The 24,680-nt window shown below is 71.1% G+C and carries 27 protein-coding genes and 1 pseudogene; 12 read left to right on the top strand and 16 right to left on the bottom strand.

The window, feature by feature from the left end:
* The first annotated feature begins 135 nt into the window (after positions 1-135).
* Complete coding sequence (locus tag ACLZN2_RS44725) at positions 136-1,119, top strand: nucleoside hydrolase (RefSeq protein ID WP_416985606.1); 984 nt, start codon at positions 136-138, stop codon at positions 1,117-1,119.
* Here ACLZN2_RS44725 and ACLZN2_RS44720 read toward each other — a convergent pair.
* The 3 genes from ACLZN2_RS44720 to ACLZN2_RS44710 form a co-directional block, all read right to left on the bottom strand.
* On the bottom strand, positions 1,116-1,736 hold the full coding sequence (locus ACLZN2_RS44720) for a hypothetical protein (RefSeq protein WP_416985605.1): 621 nt from the start codon (positions 1,734-1,736) through the stop codon (positions 1,116-1,118). The two genes, ACLZN2_RS44725 and ACLZN2_RS44720, sit on opposite strands and share 4 nt — an antisense overlap.
* Before the next feature lie 175 nt (positions 1,737-1,911).
* Positions 1,912-2,877: an LAETG motif-containing sortase-dependent surface protein gene (locus tag ACLZN2_RS44715; RefSeq protein WP_416985604.1), complete on the bottom strand. Its 966-nt coding sequence runs from the start codon at positions 2,875-2,877 to the stop codon at positions 1,912-1,914.
* Between the two features lie 278 nt (positions 2,878-3,155).
* Complete coding sequence (locus tag ACLZN2_RS44710) at positions 3,156-3,950, bottom strand: DUF4142 domain-containing protein (protein WP_416985653.1); 795 nt, start codon at positions 3,948-3,950, stop codon at positions 3,156-3,158.
* A 194-nt stretch (positions 3,951-4,144) separates the two neighbouring features.
* On the opposite strand from ACLZN2_RS44710, the gene ACLZN2_RS44705 reads away from it, so the two are divergent.
* Positions 4,145-4,840, top strand: a complete 696-nt coding sequence (locus tag ACLZN2_RS44705) for an MOSC domain-containing protein (RefSeq protein WP_416985602.1) — start codon at positions 4,145-4,147, stop codon at positions 4,838-4,840.
* A gap of 73 nt (positions 4,841-4,913) precedes the next feature.
* Positions 4,914-6,080, top strand: coding sequence for a M24 family metallopeptidase (locus ACLZN2_RS44700; RefSeq protein WP_416985600.1), 1,167 nt, complete (start codon positions 4,914-4,916; stop codon positions 6,078-6,080).
* A 19-nt stretch (positions 6,081-6,099) separates the two neighbouring features.
* Here the strand turns inward: ACLZN2_RS44700 and ACLZN2_RS44695 are convergent, their stop codons facing one another.
* The 9 genes from ACLZN2_RS44695 to ACLZN2_RS44655 form a co-directional block, all read right to left on the bottom strand.
* Positions 6,100-6,789 (bottom strand): DUF6445 family protein, encoded by a 690-nt coding sequence (locus ACLZN2_RS44695; protein WP_416985598.1) that lies wholly within the window; start codon positions 6,787-6,789, stop codon positions 6,100-6,102.
* A 132-nt stretch (positions 6,790-6,921) separates the two neighbouring features.
* On the bottom strand, positions 6,922-7,245 hold the full coding sequence (locus ACLZN2_RS44690) for an SCO0607 family lipoprotein (RefSeq protein ID WP_416985597.1): 324 nt from the start codon (positions 7,243-7,245) through the stop codon (positions 6,922-6,924).
* Between the two features lie 161 nt (positions 7,246-7,406).
* Complete coding sequence (locus tag ACLZN2_RS44685) at positions 7,407-7,682, bottom strand: protealysin inhibitor emfourin (RefSeq protein ID WP_416985596.1); 276 nt, start codon at positions 7,680-7,682, stop codon at positions 7,407-7,409.
* A 1-nt stretch (position 7,683) separates the two neighbouring features.
* A complete protein-coding gene (locus ACLZN2_RS44680; RefSeq protein WP_416985595.1) occupies positions 7,684-8,211 on the bottom strand; it encodes a hypothetical protein in 528 nt (175 codons plus the stop codon).
* Between the two features lie 113 nt (positions 8,212-8,324).
* The gene (locus ACLZN2_RS44675; protein WP_416985593.1) at positions 8,325-8,513 is read right to left on the bottom strand and encodes a hypothetical protein; all 189 of its coding nucleotides are present in this window, start codon (positions 8,511-8,513) and stop codon (positions 8,325-8,327) included.
* A complete protein-coding gene (locus ACLZN2_RS44670; RefSeq protein ID WP_416985591.1) occupies positions 8,510-9,019 on the bottom strand; it encodes a GNAT family N-acetyltransferase in 510 nt (169 codons plus the stop codon). Before ACLZN2_RS44670 ends, ACLZN2_RS44675 begins: the two co-directional genes overlap by 4 nt.
* 43 nt (positions 9,020-9,062) lie before the next feature.
* Entirely contained in the window at positions 9,063-9,731 is a 669-nt protein-coding gene (locus ACLZN2_RS44665) for a M23 family metallopeptidase (protein WP_416985589.1), read from the bottom strand.
* A gap of 62 nt (positions 9,732-9,793) precedes the next feature.
* Positions 9,794-10,771: a glycoside hydrolase family 26 protein gene (locus ACLZN2_RS44660; RefSeq protein ID WP_416985651.1), complete on the bottom strand. Its 978-nt coding sequence runs from the start codon at positions 10,769-10,771 to the stop codon at positions 9,794-9,796.
* A gap of 85 nt (positions 10,772-10,856) precedes the next feature.
* Complete coding sequence (locus ACLZN2_RS44655; protein WP_416985588.1) at positions 10,857-11,366, bottom strand: GNAT family N-acetyltransferase; 510 nt, start codon at positions 11,364-11,366, stop codon at positions 10,857-10,859.
* A gap of 303 nt (positions 11,367-11,669) precedes the next feature.
* On the opposite strand from ACLZN2_RS44655, the gene ACLZN2_RS44650 reads away from it, so the two are divergent.
* The 3 genes from ACLZN2_RS44650 (at position 11,670) to ACLZN2_RS44640 (ending at position 15,668) form a co-directional block, all read left to right on the top strand.
* The gene (locus ACLZN2_RS44650) at positions 11,670-13,376 is read left to right on the top strand and encodes a lysyl oxidase family protein (protein ID WP_416985586.1); all 1,707 of its coding nucleotides are present in this window, start codon (positions 11,670-11,672) and stop codon (positions 13,374-13,376) included.
* Positions 13,377-13,501: 125 nt separating this feature from the next.
* Positions 13,502-13,975 (top strand): carboxymuconolactone decarboxylase family protein, encoded by a 474-nt coding sequence (locus tag ACLZN2_RS44645; RefSeq protein ID WP_416985584.1) that lies wholly within the window; start codon positions 13,502-13,504, stop codon positions 13,973-13,975.
* A gap of 307 nt (positions 13,976-14,282) precedes the next feature.
* Positions 14,283-15,668, top strand: coding sequence for an LCP family protein (locus ACLZN2_RS44640; protein ID WP_416985582.1), 1,386 nt, complete (start codon positions 14,283-14,285; stop codon positions 15,666-15,668).
* A gap of 189 nt (positions 15,669-15,857) precedes the next feature.
* Here ACLZN2_RS44640 and ACLZN2_RS44635 read toward each other — a convergent pair whose 3' ends face one another.
* The gene (locus ACLZN2_RS44635; RefSeq protein WP_416985580.1) at positions 15,858-17,117 is read right to left on the bottom strand and encodes a sensor histidine kinase; all 1,260 of its coding nucleotides are present in this window, start codon (positions 17,115-17,117) and stop codon (positions 15,858-15,860) included.
* Positions 17,118-17,210: 93 nt separating this feature from the next.
* Between ACLZN2_RS44635 and ACLZN2_RS44630 the strand changes: the two genes are divergently transcribed.
* Both ACLZN2_RS44630 and ACLZN2_RS44625 read left to right on the top strand, forming a co-directional pair.
* Positions 17,211-17,741: a MarR family winged helix-turn-helix transcriptional regulator gene (locus tag ACLZN2_RS44630; protein WP_416985579.1), complete on the top strand. Its 531-nt coding sequence runs from the start codon at positions 17,211-17,213 to the stop codon at positions 17,739-17,741.
* A 65-nt stretch (positions 17,742-17,806) separates the two neighbouring features.
* Positions 17,807-18,136, top strand: coding sequence for a hypothetical protein (locus ACLZN2_RS44625; RefSeq protein ID WP_416985577.1), 330 nt, complete (start codon positions 17,807-17,809; stop codon positions 18,134-18,136).
* On the opposite strand, the gene ACLZN2_RS44620 is transcribed toward ACLZN2_RS44625, so the two are convergent.
* Positions 18,133-19,338, bottom strand: coding sequence for a cysteine desulfurase-like protein (locus tag ACLZN2_RS44620; protein ID WP_416985575.1), 1,206 nt, complete (start codon positions 19,336-19,338; stop codon positions 18,133-18,135). The two genes, ACLZN2_RS44625 and ACLZN2_RS44620, sit on opposite strands and share 4 nt — an antisense overlap.
* 108 nt (positions 19,339-19,446) lie before the next feature.
* Between ACLZN2_RS44620 and ACLZN2_RS44615 the strand changes: the two genes are divergently transcribed.
* On the top strand, positions 19,447-20,385 hold the full coding sequence (locus ACLZN2_RS44615; protein WP_416985574.1) for a LysR family transcriptional regulator: 939 nt from the start codon (positions 19,447-19,449) through the stop codon (positions 20,383-20,385).
* Between the two features lie 126 nt (positions 20,386-20,511).
* Here ACLZN2_RS44615 and ACLZN2_RS44610 read toward each other — a convergent pair whose 3' ends face one another.
* Together ACLZN2_RS44610 and ACLZN2_RS44605 are read right to left on the bottom strand one after the other, a co-directional pair.
* Entirely contained in the window at positions 20,512-20,784 is a 273-nt protein-coding gene (locus ACLZN2_RS44610) for a helix-turn-helix domain-containing protein (protein ID WP_416985572.1), read from the bottom strand.
* Positions 20,785-20,800: 16 nt separating this feature from the next.
* Positions 20,801-21,613, bottom strand: a complete 813-nt coding sequence (locus tag ACLZN2_RS44605) for a class I SAM-dependent methyltransferase (protein ID WP_416985570.1) — start codon at positions 21,611-21,613, stop codon at positions 20,801-20,803.
* A 54-nt stretch (positions 21,614-21,667) separates the two neighbouring features.
* Here ACLZN2_RS44605 and ACLZN2_RS44600 point away from each other — a divergent pair, with 54 nt between their 5' ends.
* From ACLZN2_RS44600 to ACLZN2_RS44590, 3 genes and pseudogenes are all read left to right on the top strand, one after another.
* Positions 21,668-22,387 carry a GntR family transcriptional regulator gene (locus tag ACLZN2_RS44600; protein WP_416985569.1) on the top strand — a complete coding sequence of 240 codons (720 nt, stop codon included), beginning with the start codon at positions 21,668-21,670 and terminating at the stop codon, positions 22,385-22,387.
* 342 nt (positions 22,388-22,729) lie between these two features.
* The gene (locus tag ACLZN2_RS44595; RefSeq protein WP_416985567.1) at positions 22,730-23,254 is read left to right on the top strand and encodes a DUF6415 family natural product biosynthesis protein; all 525 of its coding nucleotides are present in this window, start codon (positions 22,730-22,732) and stop codon (positions 23,252-23,254) included.
* Positions 23,255-23,751: 497 nt separating this feature from the next.
* Positions 23,752-24,680, top strand: a pseudogene (locus tag ACLZN2_RS44590) (RNA-guided endonuclease InsQ/TnpB family protein); the annotation flags it as partial.

Here is a 24,680-nt window from a genome sequence, read left to right as displayed (position 1 = left end):
TGCCTCCTCTCACGGCAACACCGCCCGCGCGGACCGACCAGCGCGGCGGGCCGTACGGGTTACGGGCGTTGCTGCGCCCGGTGGAACGAGGGAACTGTGGGACCGAACGTGCCCGCATGCGGAAGGAGTCGTCGGATGACCGAGCAGTGGCCCATCCCCGTGATCCCCATCCCCGTGATCATGGACTGTGACACGGGGGTCGACGACGCCCTCGCGCTGCTGTTCGCCGTACGGCATCCGGGGCTGGACCTGCGGGCGGTGACCTGTGTCGCCGGGAACACGGACGTCGACGGCGTGGTCCGCAACACCCTCACCGTGCTGGACGTGGCGGGCGCCGGGGAGGTACCGGTCGCGCGGGGCGCGGAGCGGCCGTTGATCGAGCCCGCCCGTCCGGCGACCACGCACGGCAAGGACGGCATGGGCGACATCGCCCGTCTGCCCGCCCCTTCCCGCACCCCCGTCGACGTGGACGCGGTGACGCTGCTGCGCCGCGAGATCCTCGCCTCGCCCCGCCCGGTCACGCTGATCCCCACCGCGCCCCTGACCAACATCGCGCTGCTCCTGCGCACCCACCCCGAGGTGACCCGCAACATCGGTCGGATCGTGTTCATGGGCGGCGCGGTGGCCGCCGGGAACGCAACGCCCGTCGCGGAGTTCAACGTGTGGCACGACCCGGAGGCAGCGGCGATCCTGCTGACGGCCGGGGTGCCGATCACGATGTACGGGCTCGACGTGTTCCAGCGGGTGGTGGTGCCGGGGGAGGACGTACGGCGGCTGCGCGCGAGCACGGAACCGGGCACGCGGCTGGCGGGCGAACTGCTGGCCCACCGGCCGCCCGCGCCCGAGGCCGACGCCGACGAGTCCGCCGGGGGCCTCGGCGACGCGGGCGCGGTCTGCGCGGTCGTCGACCCGGCGGGCCTCACCACCCGCCCGCTCCCCGTGGAGGTCTCCCTGGCCCCCGGCCCGACCCGCGGCCAGACGATCGTCGACCGCCGCCCGCGCCCCGGCGTGTCCGAGGCACACCACGGCATCCACGAACACGCCCTGGTGGACGTGGGGTTGGACGTGGACCCGGAACGGTACGCGCGGCTGTACCTGGGGACGGTGGAGCGGGCCTAGACCCGGGCCAACGCGGTGAGGGCCGGGATCAGGTCGGCCAGTTCCTCCAGCAGGAGGTCCATGTTCCGCACGTCGGGCATCGGGTACACGAAGCACACCCCGGCCGTGTACAGCGAGACCGCCGGTCCATCGAGCTTCACCAGGCGTCCGGGCAGATCGGATGCGTAGAACCGCTCGACCGTCCCCGCCTGGTCCTCGCTCATCGGCAGGTAGGGAAGCCCCTCGCAGCGCAGGTTGAGCTCAGCCGCACTCCAGCCGCGCTCCAGTCGGAGGGAGGGGCCGTCGCAGGGCACGTCGAAGCAGACGACCAGCCAGTGCCGCATGTCCCGGCGCCCGACCGGCTCCCAGAGTCTGGCGACGGTGAGCCGGTGGTCGTCGAACGGGCCGGTCACGGCGAAGCCGGGCAGGGTGCGCAGCAGCCAGGGGAAGTGGCCCGCGTACCCGGCCCATCTCCCTTCGTCCTTGCCGACCTTGACCGGGCTCCAGCCGGGACGTGCGGCGAGGACGCGCATCGCCCGGTCCGCCTTGTTCGCCCGGCGCGCGGTGCGGACCGCGAGGGTTCCTCCGACGACGAACGGCGCCAGGATGACGACCGACCACATGATCCAGGGAAACATCGAGGCGGACGCCCTTTCGCTCCGGCCGGAAGGCAGTACGTGGACACGCATCCTCGCCCGGGCGATGGCGTCGGCACATCGGTGAATCCACGGAGAAACCTACGGAGACGCACGTCCGCCCCGGCGCCTTGAGGGTGCCGGGGCGGACGTACCGGAGAAGCCGGAGAAGCGAGTGTCAGGCGCGGGTCGCCTTGCGGCGGCGGGTGGCCACGACGATCGCGGCGCCGCCGGCCAGGAGCGCGGCGGCTCCGCCCGCGAGGAGCGGGGTGTTGCTGCTGGCGCCGGTCGTGGCGAGGTCGCCGTCACCGCCGGTGCCGCCGCCCGTGACGGGCGTGCTGCTCGACTCGGAGGCGGACGGGGTCGGCGTGGCCGACTCGGTCGACGTGGACTCCGAGGCGGAGGGCGAGGGGGACGCGCTCTCGGACGAGGAGTCCGAGGGGGTGGAGGCGGAGCCCGACGGCGACGGCGAGGAGTCGCCGCCCCCGGCCGGGGCCGACGGGGAGGCCGGGGGCTGCTCGGTGACCGTGCAGTCCTTCGTGCCGCCGTTCCAGGCCGCGATCAGCTTGTCCTTGATGACGGGGCGGTCCGGCCCCTTGGGCAGCTCGCCGTGGACGAAACCGTCGTTCGCGTCGAGCTTGCCGTCGAACTTCACCGCGCCCCGGTAGAGGTCGATCTGCGCGTAGCAGCCCGCGTCGGGGACGGCGATGTCGAGGGTGTCGGTCTGGCCCGGCTTCACCGTGACGGTGTCGAAGTCGACGAAGACCTGCTCACCGGAGGTGGCGAAGGTGGCGCCGTGGGCGAGGTAGGAGGCCAGGGAGGCGGTGCAGGTGCTCGCGTCGCCGGCCGTGCGGACGGAGACGTGGACCTTGCCGTCCTGGGACGGCTTGAGGTTCTGGTCGTCGACCCGCACCGAGTCGAAGAAGTTCTTGCCGTCGAGCGAGAACTGGCAGCGGTCGGTCCCCGTCTCGGTGCCCGCGCCGGTGCCGGGCTGGTAGTGCCCGCCGGACTTCCAGCCGTCGCCGCCGGGCCCGGAGTTGGCGAAGGCGCCGGAGGCGGCCGCGACGGAGGCGGCGCAGAGGGTGAGCGAAGCGGCGCCCGTTCCCAGCAGGCGGCGCACGGTGACACGTCTCGCTATGGACATGTGTATCCATTTCTTGGCGAATGCCAGGGCAAGGCCAGGGCTGATTGGTCAGATCAGAAGAAACACGGGCCCCGCTGGTCACAGGCGCCACAGTGTTCGCCCATCGTCGTTCGCCTGACAGATCGCTGTCAACCTGGGATAAACCCACGAGCGTTCAAGTTTCCATCACGACTTCATCACAAGCGGAACGGTCCTCCGGTGGAGGGGTGCGCCCGGCGGCAGCGTCACCGGGCCGGGCCCGCTGCCGCCGGACACGACAATCCGGCCGGTCTGCCGGTCTAGTTGCCCGTTCCCGTGCCGCCGGCCGTCGCGTTGCCGTTTCCGTTGGCATTGCCGTTGGCGTTGCCGTTTCCGGCCGCCTGGCCCGCGATGCCGTCGATGTCCACCGGCGTGGACGTGGCGTTCGGCGGCGCGGTCAGCACGACCTGCGGCTGACCGGCGACCGGGGCCGGCGGGGTCAGGTCCGACTTGGGCAGCTTGGGCGGGGTGGTCTGCTGGAAGATCGTCGAGTCGAAGTCGACCAGACCGGTCTGCTCCATCACCGTGATGTGGTCGAGAACGGTGTCGTTGGCCTGATCGGCCAGGGCGCGCACCAGGGAGTTCTTCGTCGTCGACCGGATCTTCGCCACGGTGTTGAAGATGGAACCGTGCGTCTGGCGCAGGATGTTGGCGAAGTCGGTGTCGAACTGCGTGCCGGTCTCGCCCTTCAGCTGGGTCACGAAGCCCTCCTGCTGGGGGCTCGCCACGTTGGGCAGCGTGATGTTCAGCATCGGCGCGATCTTGCGGCAGGTGGTGTCGAGGGCGGCGTGGCCGTCGACGAGGTGCTCGCTCGCGGTGAGGACGGCCTTGCTCGTCCCCTTCTGCAGACCGATCTGGCCCAGCGGGTACTCCCACAGACCGGCGGCCCGCACCTTCACCACGAAGTCGCGGTCGCCCTCGGTCAGCGGACCCCACTGGGTGTTCGAGATGACTCTGTCGGTGGACGTCGACACCGTGTCCAACCCCAGCATGGAGGGATAGGCGAGGGCGCCCAGAGTCAGTGTCAGGGCTCCGCCCACGAAGAGAGTTCCCATCGCGTTCCGCGAGAGTCGCACCGTTCCTCCTGCCCGGTCGGGGATCCGCCGACGGTGGGTCTCCGGCGGGGTCGGACGCACAGGAGTACGCAGGAAGTGCCGCCGCGACTCTATGAGGTTCGTAAAATCTTTGCGGACGTATGAGTTCCCATCAGAAACTGATGTCTGAACAGGGCGTCTGCGAGGGGGAGTCCATGCGAGCGAACGTCGTCGGGATCACGTACCACCCCGTGAAGGGGTGCGCGGGGGTCGCTCTCACGGAGGCGACGGTGACCCCGGAGGGGCTCCTCGACGACCGTGCCTGGGCGGTCGTCGACGACCGGGGCGACCTCCGCTGGCAGGGCGCGGACCCCAAGCTCGCCGTGATCGCCCCGGAACTGACGGACGGCGCGCTGACGCTGAGGGCGCCGGAAGCCGAGCCGCTGACGGTCAGGGACCCCGGCCCCGAGGCCGACGCCTGGCTCACGGACGTACTGGGCCGACCGAGCCGCCTCGTCCGCGCCTCCGCAGGGAACGCCTCCCGGCTCCACGTCGTCTCCCGAGCCAGTCTCGACGCGCTGAACCGGCGCATCGCCGCCCGCGGCGCCCGCCCGCTCCCCATGAACCGGTTCCGCCCCAACCTCGTCGTCGACGGCTGGACCGCCCCCCACACCGAGGACGACACCCCCCGCCTCGCCGTCGCCGACACCGAACTGGCCTTCACCGAGCTCACGGTCCGCTGCGCCGTGACGATGGTCGACCAGACCACCGGCCGCCGGGCGGGCCCCGAACCCCTGCGCACCCTCGCCGACTACCGCAGAACGGACGGCGGGGTCGTCTTCGGTGCGTACTTCGCGGTACGGAGACCGGGGCGGGTGGCGGTGGGGGACGAGGTGAGGGCGGGCAGGTGAGTACGGCACTCTCCGCCACCCGTACGGCCCTCCCCACCCCTCCTCCCCGCCGTTCGCCGGTTCGAATGGAGGTATGAGCCCCGACGAGTGCGACGAGTGCGACGAGTGCGAGACGGAGAGCGGCGCGCCCGCGCCCTTCTCCCGGCACGTCCACACCGGGCGTCTGCACCGGGCCGCCGATCAGGCGGCCGCCGCCCGGCTCACCGGGCTGCTCGTCACCCCCGGCCCCGATCTGACCTGGCTGTGCGGCCACTGGCGAGGCGCCGCCCCGGACCGGCTCACCCTGCTCGTCCTCACCCCGGAGGCCGAGCCGCGCCTCCTGGTCCCCGCCCGTGACCTCGCGGACGCCTCGGCGGGCCCCGCCGCCGGTGCCGTACGGCTCACCGCCTGGGCGGACGACCAGGACCCGTACGCCGCGGCGGCCGGCCTCCTCCTCCCGCACGGCCACTACGGCATCACCGACGCCACCTGGTCCGTCCACCTCCTGGGCCTGGAGGAGGCGCTCCCTCTCACCACCTACCGGCCCCTGTCCACCGCCCTCCCCCTGTTCCGGGCGGTCAAGGACGAGGAGGAGACGGCCCGCCTCGCCACCGCGGCTGCCGCCGTGGACGCCGCCTACGAGGCGGCCCTGGCCCTACGGTTCACCGGTCGCCGCGAGTCCGAACTGGCCGCCGACCTCGCGGGCCTCCTGCGCGCCCACGGCCACGACCGGGTCGACCGGGCCCGGGTGGCCTGCGGCACCCATGGCGCGGACCCCCGCCACCGGCCCGGCGAGCACAGGATCGAACCGGGCGACACGGTCGTCCTGGACCTCGGGGGCCGCAGGGACGGCTACGCCTCCGTCCTCACCCGCACGGTCCACGTGGGCCCGCCGCCGGACAAGGTGCGCAGGCTGCACGAGATCGTCCGTACGGCCCAGGAGGCGGCCCTGGCGGTGATGCTCCCCGGGGTGCCGTGCGGGGAGGTGGACCGGGCGGCCCGTGCGGTCCTCACGAACGCCGGACACGGCGCGGACGCCCTCCCCGTCACCGGCCACGGCCTCGGCGTCACCCCGTACGAGCCGCCGTATCTCGCCCCGGGCGCCACCCGGCTCCTCGCGCCCGGTATGTGCGTCCAGGTGGGTGCGGGCGTCCTGCTGCCCGGCCGCCTCGGGGTGCGGCTCGGGGACACGGTGGTGTGCACGACGGACGGCGTTCGCCGACTCGGCGGCACCGACCCCGCCCTCGGGGTGGTCACCTGAAACCTGGACGGTGGGTGGTTCACGCCATCCAGAAGAACACCGCCGTCATCCGCTTCTCCTCCAGCGTCGTACCGCAGTAACCGGTCGCGCTGTGCACGAGGCTGGCGTGGTAGAGCAGCAGCCGGTTGTGGCGGTGCGGGACCCGTACGTCCTCCTCGAAGGCGTCGGGGGCGACGAACCGCGTGCCGAGGGCCTCGACGAGGTTGGTGTGCGGGGCCTGGACGATGTTGCCGCCGAGCCGCCCGCCCGGCAGGGACTGCCGGTAGAAGCTGGTCCCGCAGTCCTTGGGCACGGCGGGGTTCAGGTACAGGACGGCCGCGTACCGGCACAGCGCGCGCGAGTCCGAGTGCGGGCGGGGGCTGCTCTCCCCCTCGCCGACGACCTGGACGCAGTTGTGGTTGAGGGTGCCGCCGCCGGGCGCCTCCTGCACCCACAGGCGTCGGGCCCCGGTGGCCTTGCGTACCAGCCGTTCCACGCGGGCGAGTTCACCGGGCTCCAGGCCGGGCATGGTGCGCAGTCCCGGCCAGCTCTCCGAGGTGTACGGGTGTCCCTTGACCCAGTCGTCCCTGGCCAGGCACCGCTCGCGGATCGCGGCGATCTCCGCCTCCGGGAAGACGTCGTCCAGCACCCAGTAGTCACGGCCCTTGGTGGGCTTGCGGTAGGGCAGGACGGGGAGGGCCGCGGCCGGCCTTGGCTGTGGCATGGACATGCGGCGAATCTAGGCCGGGGGTCCGTCAGCTCTCGCCCGCGATTTCCCCCGGAGTGCGGAGAGAAGTGGTCAACGGGTCGTCAATCCCGGTCAAGAAACCGTCTGTTGGCAAAGCAAGTTGAAAGTGGCGGCTCACTGCCCCTCGGGGATCGTGATGATCTTCCCGTTCTCGTCGAGGGTGTGGGTGTTCCAGTACTTGTCCCACTTGTCGTCGACGTACTCGGGGACCTTGCCCTCCGGGTAGCGGGCGTATCCCTTCGGGGGCTCCTGGCCGTCCTCCACGCACGCGCCGCCGCTGCCGTTGACGGCGAGGACCGGGTACTCGCCCCCGCTGCACTGCGCGTCCTGCATCGAGAACGAGCACGCGGACAGCAGCATGGTGGCGGTGGCGCCGGCCAGTGCCAGGCCCAGCAGGGACTTGGACGGCCTACGGCGGACTCGGCTGCTCTTCTGCACGGCTGATCCCTCTCGACTCGCGCCGACCTCTCGTCGGCGTGTGTCATCAGCCTGCGGGAAGCGGAACGAAGTCTCCTGAGTACGGGTACTCAACAGGCGAGGGGCGCGCTACTCGATGCTCGGCACGGATGACTCAGCACGTACGACTCGGCACGGACACCTCAGAAGCCCTCCCCCAGTACCCGTTCCACCAGCCGGAGTTGGGCATCGGTCAGCCCGGGATCGGTGAACTCCACCGGCGGCTGGTCGTCGACGGTCAGCGTGTACTGGTAGGCGTCGGGCACACCGGGCCCGGACGGGGGCGGCCCGTCCGCCTCGGCGAGGACCTCGTGCGCGAGCTCTTCCAGCGCGGCCCCGTCGGGCCGGACGGAGGTGTCGGCCTCGGCGTGGCGGGGCACGCCGAGCAGTCCCCCACTCCTGATCAGCCGGATACGCATGTCAGTACCGCACCGCCCGCTCCACCTCAGTCTTCACCGTGCCGGACAGGTCACGGTTGCTGCGGGCCGTCGCGGTGCCGGTCCTGCCGGCGGCCACGTCGGAGACGGTGACGACGACCGTGTCGAGGAGGTTGCCGCTGGTGTCGGTGTAGTCGACCTGGACGGCGAAGGACTTCGTGGAGTCGGCGGTGTTGGTGACGGTGACGTCGACCGTGGAGCGGCCGCCGTCCGTGCCCGGGGTGCCGAGCCTGACGTCGGACTTCACGTCGACGCCGTTCTTGATCTCGTCCAGTTGCCGGCCCGCCTCGGCCGTCGCCGACTCGAACGCGGACGCCGCCTGCGAGGCGAGGGAGGACGCGGCCGCCGAGGCCTCGCCGCCCAGCGACTCCGCCGCGGAGGCGGCGATGCTGGCGGCCTTGCTCGCGGCGGACGACACCGACGAGGGGGTGTCGTCGTCCGAGCAGCCGGTCAGGCCGACGGCGCAGCAGACCGCCACCGCCGTCAGCAGCACGCCCTTGGTGCGCGGCATCTCGCCTCCTGGTGTCTCCCGAGGGACTCCTTCCAGTGAAGGGGGCGCCGGGCCACCGCGCATGCCGGGTCACCCGGACGGATGGCGCAGGCTCACCGGGCCCGCCGGCACGGTCACCGTTTCGCCTTCTTGTACCGGCGCATCAGCTCAATGATCCGGGCCTGCTCGGCCCCCGCGTTCAGCGCGGTCAGCAGGTCGTCCGGGCACAGCTCGTAGAAGTCGCCCCAGTAGCCCCGGCGCCGGTTGTCCCAGATGCGATAGCCCCCGGGCACGCCCCGGGCGACATAACGCCGTCTGCTCAATCCCTCCCCCTTCGCCCCATAGGTATGACGTGGCGGGCTGCGAGAGCCGCCAGCGGCTCTCCGGTGAGCCGGCAGATCCGCCACTCGTCGAGGAACTCCACCCCGAGCGACGTGTAGAAGTCGACCGTCGGCTCGTTCCAGGCCAGCACCCACCACTCGAACCGCTCCCAGCCCTCGCGGACGCAGGTCGCCGCGAGGGCGCCGAGCAGGGCGATGCCGTGACCGGCACCCCGCGCGTGCGGCCGGACGTAGAGATCCTCCAGGTGCATGGCCCGGGTGCCGGTCCAGGTCGAGAACCGGGGGAACCACAGGGCGAACCCCACGGTCTCGGCCGTGCCGTCGTCCTGCGCGATCAGCACCTGCGCGGCGGGCCGCTCCCCGAACAGGGCCTCCCGCAACTGCTCCTCGGTGGCGCGGGCCTCGTGCTCGGCCTTCTCGTAGGCGGCGAGTTCGCGGATCAGCGCGCGGATCTCGGGGACGTCGTCGACGGTGGCGGCTCGGATCATGGGCGGAGCATGGGTCAGGGGCGCGGCTCCTGTCCACGCCGTTTCACCTGCCGAGCCGTACGTCCTTGCCGCGAAGCCAGGGCAGCGGCGCTACCGCCGAGCCGATGTACGGCGTCATGCGCACCTCGAAGTGCAGATGGGGGCCGGTGACGTTGCCGGTGGCGCCGGAGAGGCCGAGGCGGGTGCCGGGGAAGACGCGGTCGCCGCGGCGGACGTCGATGCGGGAGAGGTGCGCGTACTGGGTGAAGTGGCCGCCGGGGTGACGGACGACGACCTGGTTGCCGAAGCCGTCACCGCAGGTCGTGGCCTCGACCGTGCCCGGTCCGACGGCGTACACGGGCGTGCCGGTGGGGACGGCGAAGTCCTGCCCGGTGTGGCGGCGGGCCCAGCGCTCGCCCTTGGCCGCGTAACCGGCGGAGAGCCAGTAGCCGCGGGTGGGAGCGGTCCAGGGGCCGCCGGTGCGGTGATGGGGGTCGCGGCCGCGCCGGCCGACGGGGCAGTGGCCGGCACGGCCGGAGGGATCGACCACGACCGGATCGCTGCCGATGCCGATGCCGATGCCGCTGCGGCTTCCGCCGGCGCTGGTGCTGCCGTTGCGGCCGTCGCTGCCGTCGTCGTCGCCGCTTCCGGCGCCCGAGGGGGCGGCGGTGAGCAGGACCAGGAGGACGGACAGCCCGGCGGTCGCCGTAGCGAGGGAGGGTACTCGTCGCATTGTGTGATCATCGGACCGGCAGCGGGGAGGGCCCGGCCACGCCGCCGGACACACGCCGGATTTCAGTCGAACGGCTGCGTCGTCAGCCTCCGGTACACCTGAGAGGACCTCGGATTCTCCGGGCACCGCCACACCCCGTGCGGGCAGTAGTCGCTGATGGTCTGGTACAGCGGCCGCTGCCGGGCGAACCAGGTGAGCATGCCGCGTACGTACGCCGGGTTGTCGCCGTTGCGGAACAGCCCCCACTCCGGGTACGAGAACGGCTTGCGGTGCGCCCGCGCGAACCGTACGTGCTCGGCGAGGCCGTACGGCTCATGGACCTGTTCGTCGAAGGACATACCGCTCGGCTGGTCGTAGGCGTCCATGCCGATCACGTCGACGTACCGGTCGCCCGGATAGCAGGCGGGCCACGGGATCGCGTCCCGCCCCCGGTTCGGCGCGAACTCGAACCGGAACCGCTGCCCCCGCACCGACCGCATGGTCTCCACGATCCGCACCCAGTACGCCTTCCAGGCCTCGGGATCGGGCCCGCACCGGTGCGTGTAGGTGATCCCGTTCATCTCCCAGCCCACCACCAGCACGGTGTCCGGGATGCCGAGCGACACCAGCCGCCGGGCCAGCGTCCGGAAGTGTGCGTCGTACGCGCCGTCCGCCCCGTTGCGCAGCAGCCTGCGCACCGTACGGTCGGACAGATGCGCCTCCGCCCGGTCCAGCATCGGCACGTTCAGCACGAACAGCCGGTCGGCGCGGGCCCGGCGCCACTGCGCCCAGTGGGGGAGATCGCCGGGATCCCCCTCGATATGGCCCCACTTGTCCCCCGCCAGATAGGCGTGCCCGACCCGGGGCGTGGCCGGCCCGAGCCAGCCGTCCAGCTCGGAGATCCGCCGCACCCCCTCCGAGCCGTAGCCGACGTAGGCCCCGAAGGGCGAGGATGGCGGCCCGCCGGCCGTCTTCCCGTCGGGCACCCCCGCCGACCACTCCCCGTCGGGGACGCACGCGGGCCCGGCGACGAGGACGAGGACGACCAGAAGGACCGTCAGGAAGGGGCGAACAGGTCGAACGGATCGAAGGGATCGAAGGGATCGAAGGGATCGAAGGGGGCGGATTGCCGACTGGAGCACCGGTTCATGATGACCGCAAGCCCCCCACCCGCAACCCGGACTCGCCCTCGAACCACCCGTACCGGGGACGCGGCTCCCGCACCAGGAAGACATCCACGGCGTCCTCCTTCTCGAGTTCGAACCCGTGCCGCTCGTACAGCCGCCGGGCCGCGCTGCCCTGCAGCACGTTCAGCCGCACGCGTCGCCCGTCGCGGTCGGCGGCCTCCAGCAGCCCGCCCAGCAGGGCGGTCCCGATGCCCCGCCCCTGCACCCGCGGGTCCAGATAGAAGTGCTCCAGCCAGTCCGCGTCCTCCCCGGTCCCCGCGGGCCGCAGCGCGACACACCCCACCACCACGCCGTCCTCCTCGACGACCAGGGTGTTCCCGGGCATCCACCCGTCCCGCAGCCGCTGCCGCACCCGGTGCTCGTCGTACCGCCCGAGCCGCTCCAGATCCCCCCGCAGCGCCACCGCCCGCACCTCGGCGACGGCCTCGACGTCCGCCTCGGTCGCCTGCCGCGTACTCCACTCAGCCATGCGGCGATGCTACGAGGCCGCGCACGGCCACCGACCGGGCGGTCGGCGGCGACGGACCACTGAACGGCCGGTACGCGCACCCGGTGCCCCCCGTCTGCGTTGAGGGGCGGTACGGGCTCTGAGTGACCCCGGCCGAGCTTTTCCTCGTCAACAGGCAACCCCCGCACGCCTTTTGCCTCTCTCACAGGATGCTCACAGTCCTCGGCAGGACGGGTGCGAGGGGTGTGCCCGCGAGTGCGACGGCCGGGATGTGGGCTGGCCTGTCCGATGCCACTGACCATGGCACTCGCAGACGAGGAACCGATGACCAGACCGCAACACCGCAAGGGTTTCAAGCGCGGAGCGTTCGCCGCGGGGGCCGCGCTCACCGTCGTAGCCGTCGCCGGGGCCGCCCCCGGCGCCGGTGCGGCGCCGCAGAGCACCGCAGGGAAGCCGAAGCTGAAGCTGGTCGCCGCGTCGAACGCGGTGACCCTCGACCGCTACCAGTGGGACGAGGGCTTCCAGCTCGACTTCGACCTCGGCACCTATCTGACCGTCGACAACGCGCCGCTGGAGTTCAAGACCACGCGCAAGTCGTACAAGGACCCGGTCGTCGTGCAGCAGATCCTGCGCAACGGCTCGAAGGTGACGACGAAGAAGCTGCCCGCCGGGCTCGTCAAGGACTTCAAGGGGCTGCCGGGCTTCCTGGAGATCTCCGTGAAGAACAGCGCCGGGGTGGAGGTGAAGAAGATCAAGAGCACCTTCTGCCCGAACAACGCCTCCGGACGGCTGCGCCCCGACGCGCCCGCCACCTCGCACTACCCGGAGAGCTGCCCCACCAACCCGTTCACGCTCGGCTCGGTGTCGGGTGTGGAGAAGGGCTGGGCCGCCAACACGACCACCCAGGACTACGACAACCCGGTGGACCTGGCGCCCGGTGAGTACACGGCCAAGGTGTCGATCGCGAAGAAGTACCGGGACCTGTTCGGCATCCCCAACACCCAGCCGACCATCAAAGTGACCGTCCGGCAGTTCAACGAGGGCGGCGAGGGTGGCGGGGCCGGAGCCGGGCTGACCCGCGGCTCCATGTCCCACGACATGGCCGGCATGGACCACAGCGGCATGGCCGGGATGGACATGGGAGGTGCCGGGCACCACTACGGGCCGCGCGGCGCCGACGCGCCCGTGCCCTCCGCCCTCTCCCACGCCCTCGAGGACCGCGGTCTCGCCCGCCACCTCGGTGACGGCTCCGGCCACACCGACGGCTCGCGCATCGCGTCCGCCCTGAAGGCCAACAGCAAGCGGCCCACCGGCCGTGCGGCCGTCCCGGCCAACGCGCCCAAGCCCGACCTGCGGTCGCTGCCCGCCTGGGACATCGCGATCACCGACGGCGAGGACGGCGACGCCGCAGGCCGCGACTACCTCGCCTTCAGCGCCAACGTCTGGAACGCCGGCCCCGCCCCGCTCGTCGTGGACGGCTTCCGCAAGCCGGGCTCCGACCTGATGGACTCGTACCAGTACTTCTACGACGCCAAGGGCAAGCAGATCGGCTACACCCCCGCCGGCACCATGGAGTGGGACCCGCGGATCGGCCACGAGCACTGGCACTTCACCGACTTCGCCAGCTACCACCTGCTCTCCGCCGACAAGACCGACATCGTCAAGAGCGGCAAGGAGGCGTTCTGCCTGGCCAACACCGACGCGGTCGACTACACGGTGAAGAACGCCAACTGGCACCCGTACAACACCGACCTGTCCACCGCCTGCGGCGAGAAGAGCTCCATCTCCGTGCGCGAGGTCCTCGACGTCGGCTCCGGTGACACCTACACCCAGTACCGTCCGGGCCAGTCCTTCGACGTCACCGACCTGCCCAACGGGACGTACTACATCCAGGTGGTCGCCAACCCGGCCAAGCGCCTGAAGGAGACCAACGTCAACAACAACATCTCGTACCGCAAGGTCGTCCTGGGCGGCACGCCCGGCAACCGTACGGTCAAGGTCCCGCCGTACGACCTGATCAACGTGGGGTAATCCAGGTAATCCATGGGGGACAGCCCTGGATGTGACCCAGGTCACATCCAGGGCTGTCACACTCCTCCGGGCCGTTCCGTCAGAGAGGTGTAACCAGCAGAGAGCAAGCCCACGAGGAGACCACCATGGACGCGCGCCTCAACCTCTTCGCCAACCCGGTCGCCGGCAAGTTCACCCGGTACATCAACTCGGCCGGCAAGGTGATCGCCGACTCCACCCTGCCGGCGGCGACCCAGGAACTGGTGAAGATCCGCGCCAGCCAGATCAACGGCTGCGGCTTCTGCACCGACATGCACACCAAGGACGCCGCCCACGCCGGTGAGACCGCCCAGCGTCTGCATCTCGTCGCGGCCTGGCGGGAGGCCAAGGTCTTCACCGAGGCCGAGCGCGCCGCCCTGGAGCTGACCGAGCAGGGCACCCGTATCGCCGACGCGGCGGGCGGCGTCACGGACGCGGCCTGGGAGAGCGCCGCCAAGCACTACGACGAGGACCAGCTCGCCGCCCTCGTCTCCCTCATCGCCCTCATCAACGCCTACAACCGCCTCAACGTCGTCGTCCAGCAGCCGGCGGGCGACTACCGGCCGGGCATGTTCGGCTGAGAGCGAGGTGGGGCGGGTCGGGTGGGTGGGGTGGGTGGGGCGACCGGGATCGTCACCGGTCGCCCCACCCCGCTTCCCACGGTGGTGATCTGACGATCCGTCTGATCCGCGCCGGGGGGCAACCGTTGTGCGGCTGTGTGAGTCTCCTGAGACGTCTGTGCTCGCCGGACGTATTCCTACCTGCGTGTAGTGTTCCGGCGTTCGGCGGTGACCACGCCGGCGACCCGAGCACGGTGGACGGTGAGGAACGGCCGATGCGGAGGGACGGGTGCCGGTGAGCGGAACGAGAGGGCGTGGACGTGCTCCGATGCAGTCGGCCTGGCGGGGGAGCAGAGGGGGCCGTGGCGGGGGCCGTACGAGGCTGACCCGGCGCGGGCGGGTCGTCGCCTGGGGCGGCGGGGTGACCGCGATGGTCGTCCTCGCGGTCGGCGGCGTCGGCGCCTGGATCTACCAGGACCTCAACAACAACATCAAGCAGGCCGACGTCGACGACAAGCTGGGCGGGAACCGGCCCGAGAACCTCAGCCCGGGCTCGAAGAACATCCTGCTCGTGGGGTCCGACAGCCGTGACGGCGCCAACGCCAAGTACGGCAAGGACCTGACCACCATGCAGTCGGACACGCTGATGGTGCTGCACATCCCCGCGAACCGCGAATGGGCCTCGGTCGTCTCCTTCCCGCGCGACTCATGGGTGGAGATACCTTCCTGCGAGAAGGGCGACGGCGGTACGTCCTCCCCGCACCACTTCAAGATCAACGAAGCGTTCGCGATCGGCGGCAGCGGCGGCGAGGTCGCCGGGGCCGCCGCGTGCAGCATCAAGGCCATCGAGGCCAACACGGGCCTGCGCATCGACCACTTCATGTCGATCGACTTCTCCGGCTTCAAGGGCATGGTCGACGCGCTGGAGGGCATCGAGGTCTGTCCCGAGGCGGCCATCCACGACGAGAAGGCCCACCTGGACCTGGAGGCGGGCTGCCAGACGATCAAGGGCGAGAAGGCCCTCGGCTACGTCCGCACCCGCTACAGCGTGGGCGACGGCTCCGACATCGGACGCATCGGCCGCCAGCAGGAGTTCATGGACGCCATGGCGAAGAAGGCCAAGTCCAAGCTCACGGACGCCGACGCGATGTACGGCTTCCTGCAGTCCGTCACCAAGTCCCTCACCGCCGACCCCGATCTGGCCGGCATCGAGCCGCTGTACGGGCTCGCGAACGAACTCAAGGGCATCGACAGCGACCGCCTGGCCTTCGTCACCGTGCCCAACTACGGGCGGGTGGCCGACCAGCCCACCGACAAGGCCAACGTCGTCTGGCAGTACCCGCAGGCCGCCGACCTGTTCACCTCCCTGGCCAACGACAAGGAGGTCACCAAGGCGCAGGTGGAGGCCGCGAAGAAGGACGTGGTGTACGCGTCCTCGGTGAGGTTCCAGGTCCTCAACGGCACCGGGATCGGCGGCCGGGCGGCGGCCGTCGCCGAGCGGCTCACCGAGGCCGGCTACAGCCTCGCCGGCACCGGCAACGCGCCTTCGTCGGTTACGAAGACCACCGTCACCTACCCGGCGGGACTGGAGCGCCAGGCCGCCGCGCTCGCCTCCCGGATCCCGAACGCCCGTGCGGTGCAGGACGCCTCGGCGACGGCGGGCGTGGTCACGGTCGTCGTAGGACCGGAGCTGAAGGTGGAGGACGTCGCCTGATCGTCGCTTGATCATCGGTGGTCGTCACCGCCTCTGGGATCGGGTAAAGTTGATCTCGAGCCGGTCACCGGGAAACAAGAACGGTGAACGACCTCTGCGTTGGTGGTCCAAGGAAAGACGCCCCGCTTCCTGCGGGGAAATGCAGGTGCAAGGCCTGCCCAGCGCTCCGATGACGAGTCCCATCCCGTGTCAGGCGGGGTGGGACTCGCTCGTTCTCCCGTCCTTCAGGGGCAGTTCGGTGACCACCTCGAAGCCGCCGCCGGGCCTGTACCCCGTCCGTACGCGTCCGCCCGCCGAACGGGCCCGCTCCCGCATCCCGATGAGCCCGTAGCCGTGGACGTAGCCGTGGCCGACCGCGGCCGGCCGTTTCCCTCCGCCGTCGGTGACCGTGACGGCCAGCCGGTCGCCGGCGTAGACAAGCCGTACGTCCGCCGTGCCGACGTCGGCATGCTTGGTGACGTTCGTCAGGGCCTCCTGCACGATCCGGTACGCCGTGAGGTCCGCGCCGGTGGTGAGCGGGCGGGGTTCGCCCTCGGTGCTGACGGTGACTTCCAGGCCCGCGCCACGGAAGGAGGCGGCGAGTTCGGGAAGGTGGGCGATCCCCGGGGTGGGCTCCACGGGCTCGTCCCGGTCGTCCTCGTCCCGGTCGTCCTCGTCCCGGTCGTTTTCGTCCCGGTCGTTTTCGTCGGTCCGCCGCAACAGACCGACCGTCGACTTCAGTTCACGCAGCGCCGCGGCCGTTGTGCCGGCCAACTCGGCGGTGAGCCGGGCGGCGTCGTCCGGCCGGGCGGGCAACTGCCGGGCGACGGCGCCCGCTTGGAGGTTGGCCAGGACGAGATGGTGGGCGACGACGTCGTGCAGGTCGCGGGCGATCCGCATCCGCTCCTCGGCGACCCGTCGCCGAGCCTCCTCCTCCCGCGTCCGCTCGGCGTGCTCGGCACGGGCCTGTACGGCGTCCAGATAGGCGGCGCGCAGCCGGTTCGCCGTGCCGAGCGAGGTCGGCAGCAGCAGCCAGGCAGCGGGCCCGACCAGCTTGAGGACCAGGGGTTCGCCGGGTGGTCCGGCCAGCAGTCCGGTGCCGACCAGCAGCGCGACGGAGACGAGGGTGAAGGTGTTCGCCGTCCGGCGGTCGGTGGCGGCGGCCAGCGAGTACAGGGCGAGCATCAGGGGCGCCAGCAGCAGCACGGTGAGGAGATACCCGAGCGTGGACGCGGCCACCGCGCAGCCGAGGGTGACGAGGACGCTGCGGCGCGGACGCGTACGGCGCGGCACCAGAGCGGCGCAGGCGACGGCGGCGAGGACGACGCCGGGCCACCAGGGGACGGCGGGCTCCTGGCCGGGAAAGGTGATCAGGCTGCCCGGGAAGGAGCAGGCGAAGAGGGCGACGGCGAGCAGGGCGTCGGTGGGGCGGGGGCGGAGTTCGACGGGTCTGGGGGGTGGGGAGCTCATGGAGTGGGGTCCTGTCGGGCGTCCTTGGTTGCTTGAGTTAGGCAAGCATATTAGATCTTGCTTGAGTCAGGCAAGCATCTGTACTGTAGGGAAATGCCGATACCCCCCTCCCCACCCCCGCCCCCATCCCCGGTCTTCCCGGTCTCCCCGGCCTCCCCGGCCTCCACGGACGTCATCGCGATCGAGCAGTCCCTGACCCGCATCACCTACCTGGCGGGCCGCGCCCGCCAGCATGAGCGGTTGATGTCCCTGGCCGGATTCCCCCTCGACCGGGCCGCCGTCGCGATCCTGCGCCACCTCGCCGAGGACGAGATGCTCCGCCCCGGCGTCCTGGCCGTCCGCCTCTCCGTGGAGGCCTCCCACGTCACCCGCCAGCTCAGGCAACTGGAGAAGGCCGGCTACGTCACCCGCGTCCCCGACCCGGAGGACCGCCGCGCCCAGCTGATCCGCCTCACCGACACCGGCCGCACCGCCGTCCACCGCATCCGCGCGGCGGGCCTGCGCGGCATGGAGGCGGCCCTCGCCGACTGGAAACCGGAGGACCTCCACCGCCTGGCCTCGCTCTTCCAACGTCTGGTGAGCGACTTCGTGATCCATGCGGAGGCGGCGGTGGAGGGGGCCTGAGAGGTTCACGTCCGGTCGCCGAGGGGAGCAAGCCGGTACTGGGCCGAATCGGGGGGGTGATGGCCGTGGGACCGCACGAGTGGCCCGAGGGCCGCGTGGCCGACCAGGAGGCCGCGCGAAAGCGCTACGAGCACGATATGCGGGCCACCCGGGGAGCGATCCGCGAGCTGTTCAGAGCCGAGCCGTCCGACGCCCACCTCGGCCTCGGGATCGTCCTCTTCGTGAGCGTGCTGGTGGGCGTGCTCGCCGCCCCGACGACCGGCGCCCTGGTGTCCGGCCCCTTCGCCGCGCTGTTCCTGCTGACCCTGGTGGTGATGTGGCTGCGCGGCATCCGGGGCTGGGAGGCGGCACGCCGGGCGTACCTGTTCACGTTCGGGTGGGCGCAGTGGATCTAGCCGCCGAGGAAGGAGGCCAGGCCGTCCAGGAGTCTGTCCACCTCGGTGGGGGTGTTGTACGGGGCCAGGCCGACGCGTAGGGCGGGGTCCTGGAGTTTCAGGGCGGTGAAGGGCTCGTACGCGTAGAAGGAGCCGGCGGGGGCCAGGACGTCGCGGGTGGCCAGGTGCCGCTGGGCCTCGCGGGCGTCGCGGCCTTCGAGGGTCATCAGGAGGGTCGGGGTGCGGTCGGCCGCGACCGAGTGCACGGTGACGGCGTCCCCCAGGGCCCGCAGACCCTCCTCCAGCCGGGTGCGCAGCACCTGCTCGTGCTCGTGCAGGGCGCCCAGCGAACGGGCCAGCCGCTCCCGGCGCGTGGTTCCCGTCCCCGGGTCGAGCGTGGCGAGGAAGTCCACGGCGGCGGTGGCGCCCGCCAGGATCTCGTAGGGCAGGGTGCCGAACTCGAAGCGCTCCGGCACGGTGTCGGGGGACGGCAGGAGCTTGTCCGGGCGGAGCGACTCGAGGAACTCGGGCGCTCCCGCGAGCACCCCGCAGTGCGGTCCGAGGAACTTGTACGGCGAGCAGACGAACAGGTCGGCGCCGAGGGCGGGTACGTCCACCAGGTGGTGAGCGGCGTAGTGCACGCCGTCGACGTAGACCAGCGCACCGGCCTCGTGCGCGAGATCGGCGATGCGGCGGACGGGCGGCTTGGTGCCCAGTACGTTCGAGGCCGCCGTGACCGCGACCAGCCGGGTTCGGGGCGACAGCGCCCGCTCGTACGAGGCGAGGTCCAGCTCCGCTGTCCCGGCGTCGATCTCGATCCAGCGGACGGTCACTCCGGCGCGCTCGGCGGCCTGTACCCAGGGGCGGACGTTGCAGTCGTGGTCGAGCCGGCTGAGGACGATCTCGTCGCCGGCCCGCCAGTCCTTGGCCAGGTGGCGGGAGAAGTCGTAGGTGAGCTGGGTGGCGCTGCGTCCGTGGACGACGCCGTTCGCGGGTAGGGCGAGCAGATCGGCGTAGGCGGCGCGGAACTCCGCGACGGCGCGCTCGGCGTTGAGCTCGGACGGGCTGACGGTCCCCCGGTTGGAGAGCGGGCCGGTCAGTGTCGCGGCGATGGCGTCGGCGACGGGGCGGGGGGTCTGGGTGCCGCCCGGGCCGTCGAAGAAGGCGAGGCCCCCGTCGAGGGAGGGGAAGTGGGCCCGGAGGGCGGTCAGGTCGATGGCCATGGCCTCGGCTTTCGGGAGACGGCGGGCTTTCGGCGGGCTTTCTGGCACTCTGGCACCCGGTCGCGAGACACGTAAAGCGATGGATCACGAAGGTAGAGTTCACGGTTCATGAAGCGCCAGCCGGATCTGAAGCTCCTGTCCACCTTCCTGGCCGTGGTGGACCGCGGCTCCATGGCGGAGGCGGCGGCAGCCCTCGGTTACGTACCCTCCGCCGTGTCCCAGCACATCGCCGCGCTGGAGCGGGACATGGGCGTCGAGCTGATCGTCCGCCGCCCGGGCAGCAGGCTGATCCTGACGGCGGCGGGGCGTTCCCTCGCGCGGGCGGCGGAGACGCTCTTCGAGGCGACGGCGCGCTTCCAGGACGCCGCCGACGGCATCGCGAACCGGGACATCGCCGAACTGCGCGTCGGCGCCTACCCCAGCGCGATGAGCCATCTGCTTCCCGACGTGCTGGCCGCGCTACGGCCCCGTGTCCGGGGCGCCCGCATCCGTCTCGTCATCGTGGAGACGCACGAGGGGCTGCCGAGGGTCACCTCGGGGGACCTGGATGTCCTCATCGCCTACCGCTATCTGCCCGAGGACCCACCGGCCCCTTCCGACGACTGGACCGTCACGCCCCTGGGGCATGAGCCGCTGCTCCTCGTCGCGGGCCCGCGCCCGGACGGCCGCCGGTGGGAACTGGCGGACTGCCTCGGCATGGAATGGACCTCGGGCCACGCCCGCAGCCCCGACCGGCGGCTGCTGCGGCGCTGGGCCGGAGAGCTGGGGATCTCCCCCGAGGTGACCCTGGAGACCGAGGACCTGCACAGCATGCTGGCGATGATCGGAGCGGGACTGGCGGTGGGCCTGATCCCGGCCACGCTTCTGCGCGGCGCGAGCGACCGCCCCCGGGACGAACGGGTCGAACAGGTCGCACTGCCGCCCGAGGCCGCCCCCCTCCACCGCGAGATCCTCGCCGTGAGCAGACCGGGCGCCCGCCCTCCGGTCGTCGACGAACTGATCACCCGGCTGACCGACGCGCTGGCCACGGCGCGCGTCCCGTCGTAGGGGGTGGGAGCCCGCCGCGAGCAGTTCCGGGTACGGCTCCGTCGAATCCGGCAGCGACGACTTCGCCGAAGAGCCGCGCCCTGCCTCACAGCCTCACCGAAAGATTCCCCACGGTGGCAGTTATGGTCAGCTGGTCAGCTCGCTACCGATCGCGTGCAGGTACGCGGCCATGGTCGAGGTGTCCAGGCGGGCGAGGCCCCTCTCGATCTGGCTGATCCGCCCCTGGGTGACCCCCATGGCCTTGGCGACCTGCACCTGGGTGAAGCCTTGCGCCTTACGGAGAGCAGCCAGTTCATGGCCCCGCTCGGCGTCTACCATCTCCGCCTTGATGGCGTCGATGCGCTCACGCTTCTCGGGGGTGACGTCGGCCGTCAGGTCGGCCATCGTGCCGAGTTTCATCTGCCTCGTCCCTCCTTCAGGGGCGGTGGCCTGTGGCCAGGAGGTGGGAGCTCGACGCGAGCAGTTCCGGGTAGGGCTCTGCCATGCGGGCCGCTGTCAGAACCGAGTCGAACAACCCGGATTCGTGGAACGACATGCCGGTGTTGCGTTCTGCCGCCGCGAGCAGGGCCCAGGCCGGGCCCTCGATGCCGAGAATCTCCGCGTCGTCGAATCCGGCAGTGGCGACTTCCTCGCGGAGTTGCTCGCCGCTGTGGAAGTAGGCGGCGGTGAAGGCCTTCTTCCCGTCGTGGATCTGGGAGGCGAGGATCCCGCCGATGCTCCTCCGTATCGGTTCCTTGTGGAGATGCGCGAACGCGGTGTGCTCGAACAGGCTGGCGTACCGGTTGATGCCCGCTGCCGCGAGGAGACCGTGCGGCCGGAGCACACGACGGGCCTCGGCGAGTGCGCGGTCGCGGTCGGAACGCTCAGTGAGGTGGTACAGGGGCCCCAGCATGAGCACGACATCGTACGAGCCGTCCTCTGCCGTGAGATGACGGGCGTCGCCGAGTTCGGTCGTGGCACCGGTCTGCTCGGCCTGCTCGATGTGCCGGGGTACGGGGTCGACGAGATGCACGGTGTAGCCGTCCTCGACGAGCCAGCGAGCGTGGGTGCCGGGCCCACCGCCCACGTCGAGGATTCTGGCCGGTGCCGGGGGGAGCCGGCGGCGCAGCAGCTCCTGTGTGCGCACCATCTCCAGCCGTCCCTCGGCCGTGCTGCTCAGCCGGTCCGCCTCGTTGATGGTCTCGCTGTAGAACCTCAAGATCTCGGGGGCTACCACGGGGCTCGTCATGCGGGCATTCTGGTGCCTTACCGGTGGACCAGTCCAGTGATCGGAACTAAGCACATGCCACTGCTGAAGTACGAGCAGATTGCCGAGGATCTGCGCATCCGCATCGCCAACGGTGAGTTCGGCCCCGGCGATCTGCTGCCCTCGGGCCGTGACCTGGCCGAGCAGTGGAGTGTGTCGCGGGCCACGGTCGTCAAGGCCTACGACGTGCTCCGCAATGACGGTGTGGTGGTGGCTCGGCAGGGTGCTGGATTCACCGTTGTGGAATTCCCTGTTGCCCGGCCTGCGGGTGGGCGGCGCGCCGGCACGGCCCGTGTTGCGGGAGGTGCGCCCTTCCGGAGACTCGGGACGCCCGACTGGGCTGTGCCGCCGGAGCGTGTGGTCGGCGTACTCGGCTTGGAGCCGGGCGAGACCGCACTGCGCCGGATGCGCATGGTGCTTCTGGAAGATGGTTCGCCGGGAACCCTTGTGACCGCCTGGTTCCCGGCCGAAGTCGCGAATCTGGCCCCGAGGCTCTCGCTGCCGGGCCCCATCCCGGAAGGCACCACGCATCATGTGCGGCGCGAGACGGGCCGGTCGCCGGTCGAGGGCGTCGACATCACGACGGTACGCCTGGCCGACGAGGAGGAGTCGCGACTGCTTGAGGTCGAGCGCCCCGAGGCCGTCGCTGTCGTGCTGCACGTGGCCTACGACGGGGAGCGGCGTTCTTTGGTCTGCGAGGAAGGTGTTACGCCGTCTCGTGTCTTCGAGCAGAGCGACAGTTACCCGATGGGGTAGTAACTCCCCGAGGCACTTGACTGGACCGGTCCACCGGTCCAGTCTCTTTTTGTGCCCGCACCCGGCTGCCGCACAAGCGGCTGCCGCTGCCTGGCTGCTGAAAGAGAAACCCCGGCGACCGCGCGAACGGCCCCGGGGACGGCCAACGCTTCTAGGGAGCGTCGACATGAAGAACGCTACAACCCCCACCCCGGAAAGCCCGCGCGCCGGTGGTGGGATGACGATCCGCGTCTACACCGTGGACCGCTACGGCAGGGTCACTCACGATCGAGGTATGCGTGTCGTGGCCCGTGAGGCGGCGCCGTTGCCTCCGGTGCAGGACATCGCGTTCGCCCGGTGCGGATGTCCGAGGTGCTGTCCGGCGGTGGCACGGTGAGCGACACCCCAACTTCTCAGCTCGAAGCCGCCCTTGGGGCACATCGCTCCACGATGCGTGTCGCGGCCACCTGGTTCCTCGCTCAGACGACATTGCCGCGCCATCAGACCGTGAAGCTCTTCGGTGACGACTTCAGCGCTCACCTGGGTCAACTGATCCCACAGATCGAGCGGTTGGCGGAGCAGCGTGCCAAGGGTGATGCGCAGGCGATGGTCGCTCTGGCTGGCGTTGGTGAGGCCCGGCGGCGGCTCGGTCTCGCCGAGCGGCCGGGGCTCAGCGGTGAGGTCGAGCGTGTGAAGCGGCTCGCGCGGTCCGTCGTCGCCCTCCGCGATCACTATGACGCGCTCACCGGCGTCCGGATGTGCGTCGCCTGCGACCAGGTGATCGACGAGGGCGACGAGACTCTGCCGTACGGGCGGGCCGGGGCGGTCGGTGATGGCGGACGTGTCCATGGCCGCTGCGTCAATACCTCACGGCACCAGCCCTGTTGACGACCGCCTTGCCCCGGCGCGACGGGCCCCACGGCGACCGCAGGGTCAGGGTCGCATCCACCGACGAACCGCAGAGGTTATGGCTGCCCGCTGCTGCGGGACCGCGCCCTGCCGGAAGGACGAAAACTCGGGCAACTATAAACATTGCTTGAGTTACGCAAGGAGATCTCCTGCGGGTTCGCTCCGTCTGTCGCACCTCCTTCTTGCGAGGATGCCTCGGTGTTCACGCCGGGGTGGGGGTACCTCCCGCTTGCGGGGGGAGAACCGCATCCCGGTGCTGCGGCGCGGAGCGCCGCCGCTCCTGGTCCGTGGGCGCGGAGCGCCCGCATGGCTGCCGGCGGAGCGGGGGGAATGCGAACACGTGTGCCGGTGATCGCTGGTTGGGGTGGTGATCGCGGGATCGGGGTACGGGCGTGCGGCTGTCGCACATACGGTCCATCACGAGGCGTCAACGGGCCGCGGACTCTCGGGCCGAGGGCCGCGGAGGGGGTGAAGGCATGGCGGGAGTGGAGGCGGTCACAGAGGAAGCCGGGCATGCCCGGTGGACGTTCCGCCTACGTGTGTCGTCCACCGCACGCGCCGCGCTGGAGGCGGAGTGGGGCCGGTGCCGGTGGGTGTGGAACGAGTCGGTGGCCAAGTCCCGGCAGGTCCACGCCCGCAACCAGACCCGGCCCGAGGGCGCTGACAAGGAAACCTGCGGGCCGGCCCAGCTCGACAGGATGCTGACCGGGGCCCGCGCCCGTACTCCGTGGCTGCGTGAGGGCAGCTCGGTGCCGCAGCAGCAGATCATCCGCGACTTCGGCAAGTCCAGGGCGAAGGCGCACAAGGACATCCGCGAGCGCCTCCCGCAGCGGCAACGGGCCGGGATGCCCGGGTGGAAGAAGAAGCGCGAAGCGCTGCCGAGCCTGAACTACACCAAGCGCGGGTTCCGTCTGAAGGATGGCCGTCTGCACCTGGCCGGGGCATCGTCCTGACCCCGGTGTGGTCACGGGAGCTGCCCGCCGAACCCTCCTCGGTACGCGTGTACCAGGACACGCTGGGGCACTGGTACGCGAGCTTCGTCGTCCCTGCCGAGGTGCAGCCGCTGCCTCGGACCGGCCGGGTGATCGGCATCGACTGGGGCGTGAAGGAGACCGCGACCACCACCTCCGACGCCCACGACCTCCCGCATGCGCAGCACGGGAAGAAGGCCCGGACCAGGCTGTCGCGGTACGACCGCATGATGGCCCGCCGGAAACCGAAGAAGGGGCAGGCCGGATCGAGGGGCTACCGGGAGGCGAGGAAGCGGCGGGCGAAGACCTACGCGAAGATCGCCCGGCAGCGTCAGGACACCGGCCGTAAATGGGCCAAGCGCGTGGTCCGTGACCACGACGCCCTGGCGGTGGAGGACTTCCGCCCGAAGTTCCTCGCGAAGTCGACCATGGCC

Origin of the sequence: Streptomyces sp. T028 (assembly GCF_048159505.1) — a bacterium.
In the GTDB taxonomy this organism is placed as follows: Bacteria; Actinomycetota; Actinomycetes; order Streptomycetales; family Streptomycetaceae; genus Streptomyces.
This window is presented reverse-complemented; position numbering and strand designations above follow the sequence as displayed.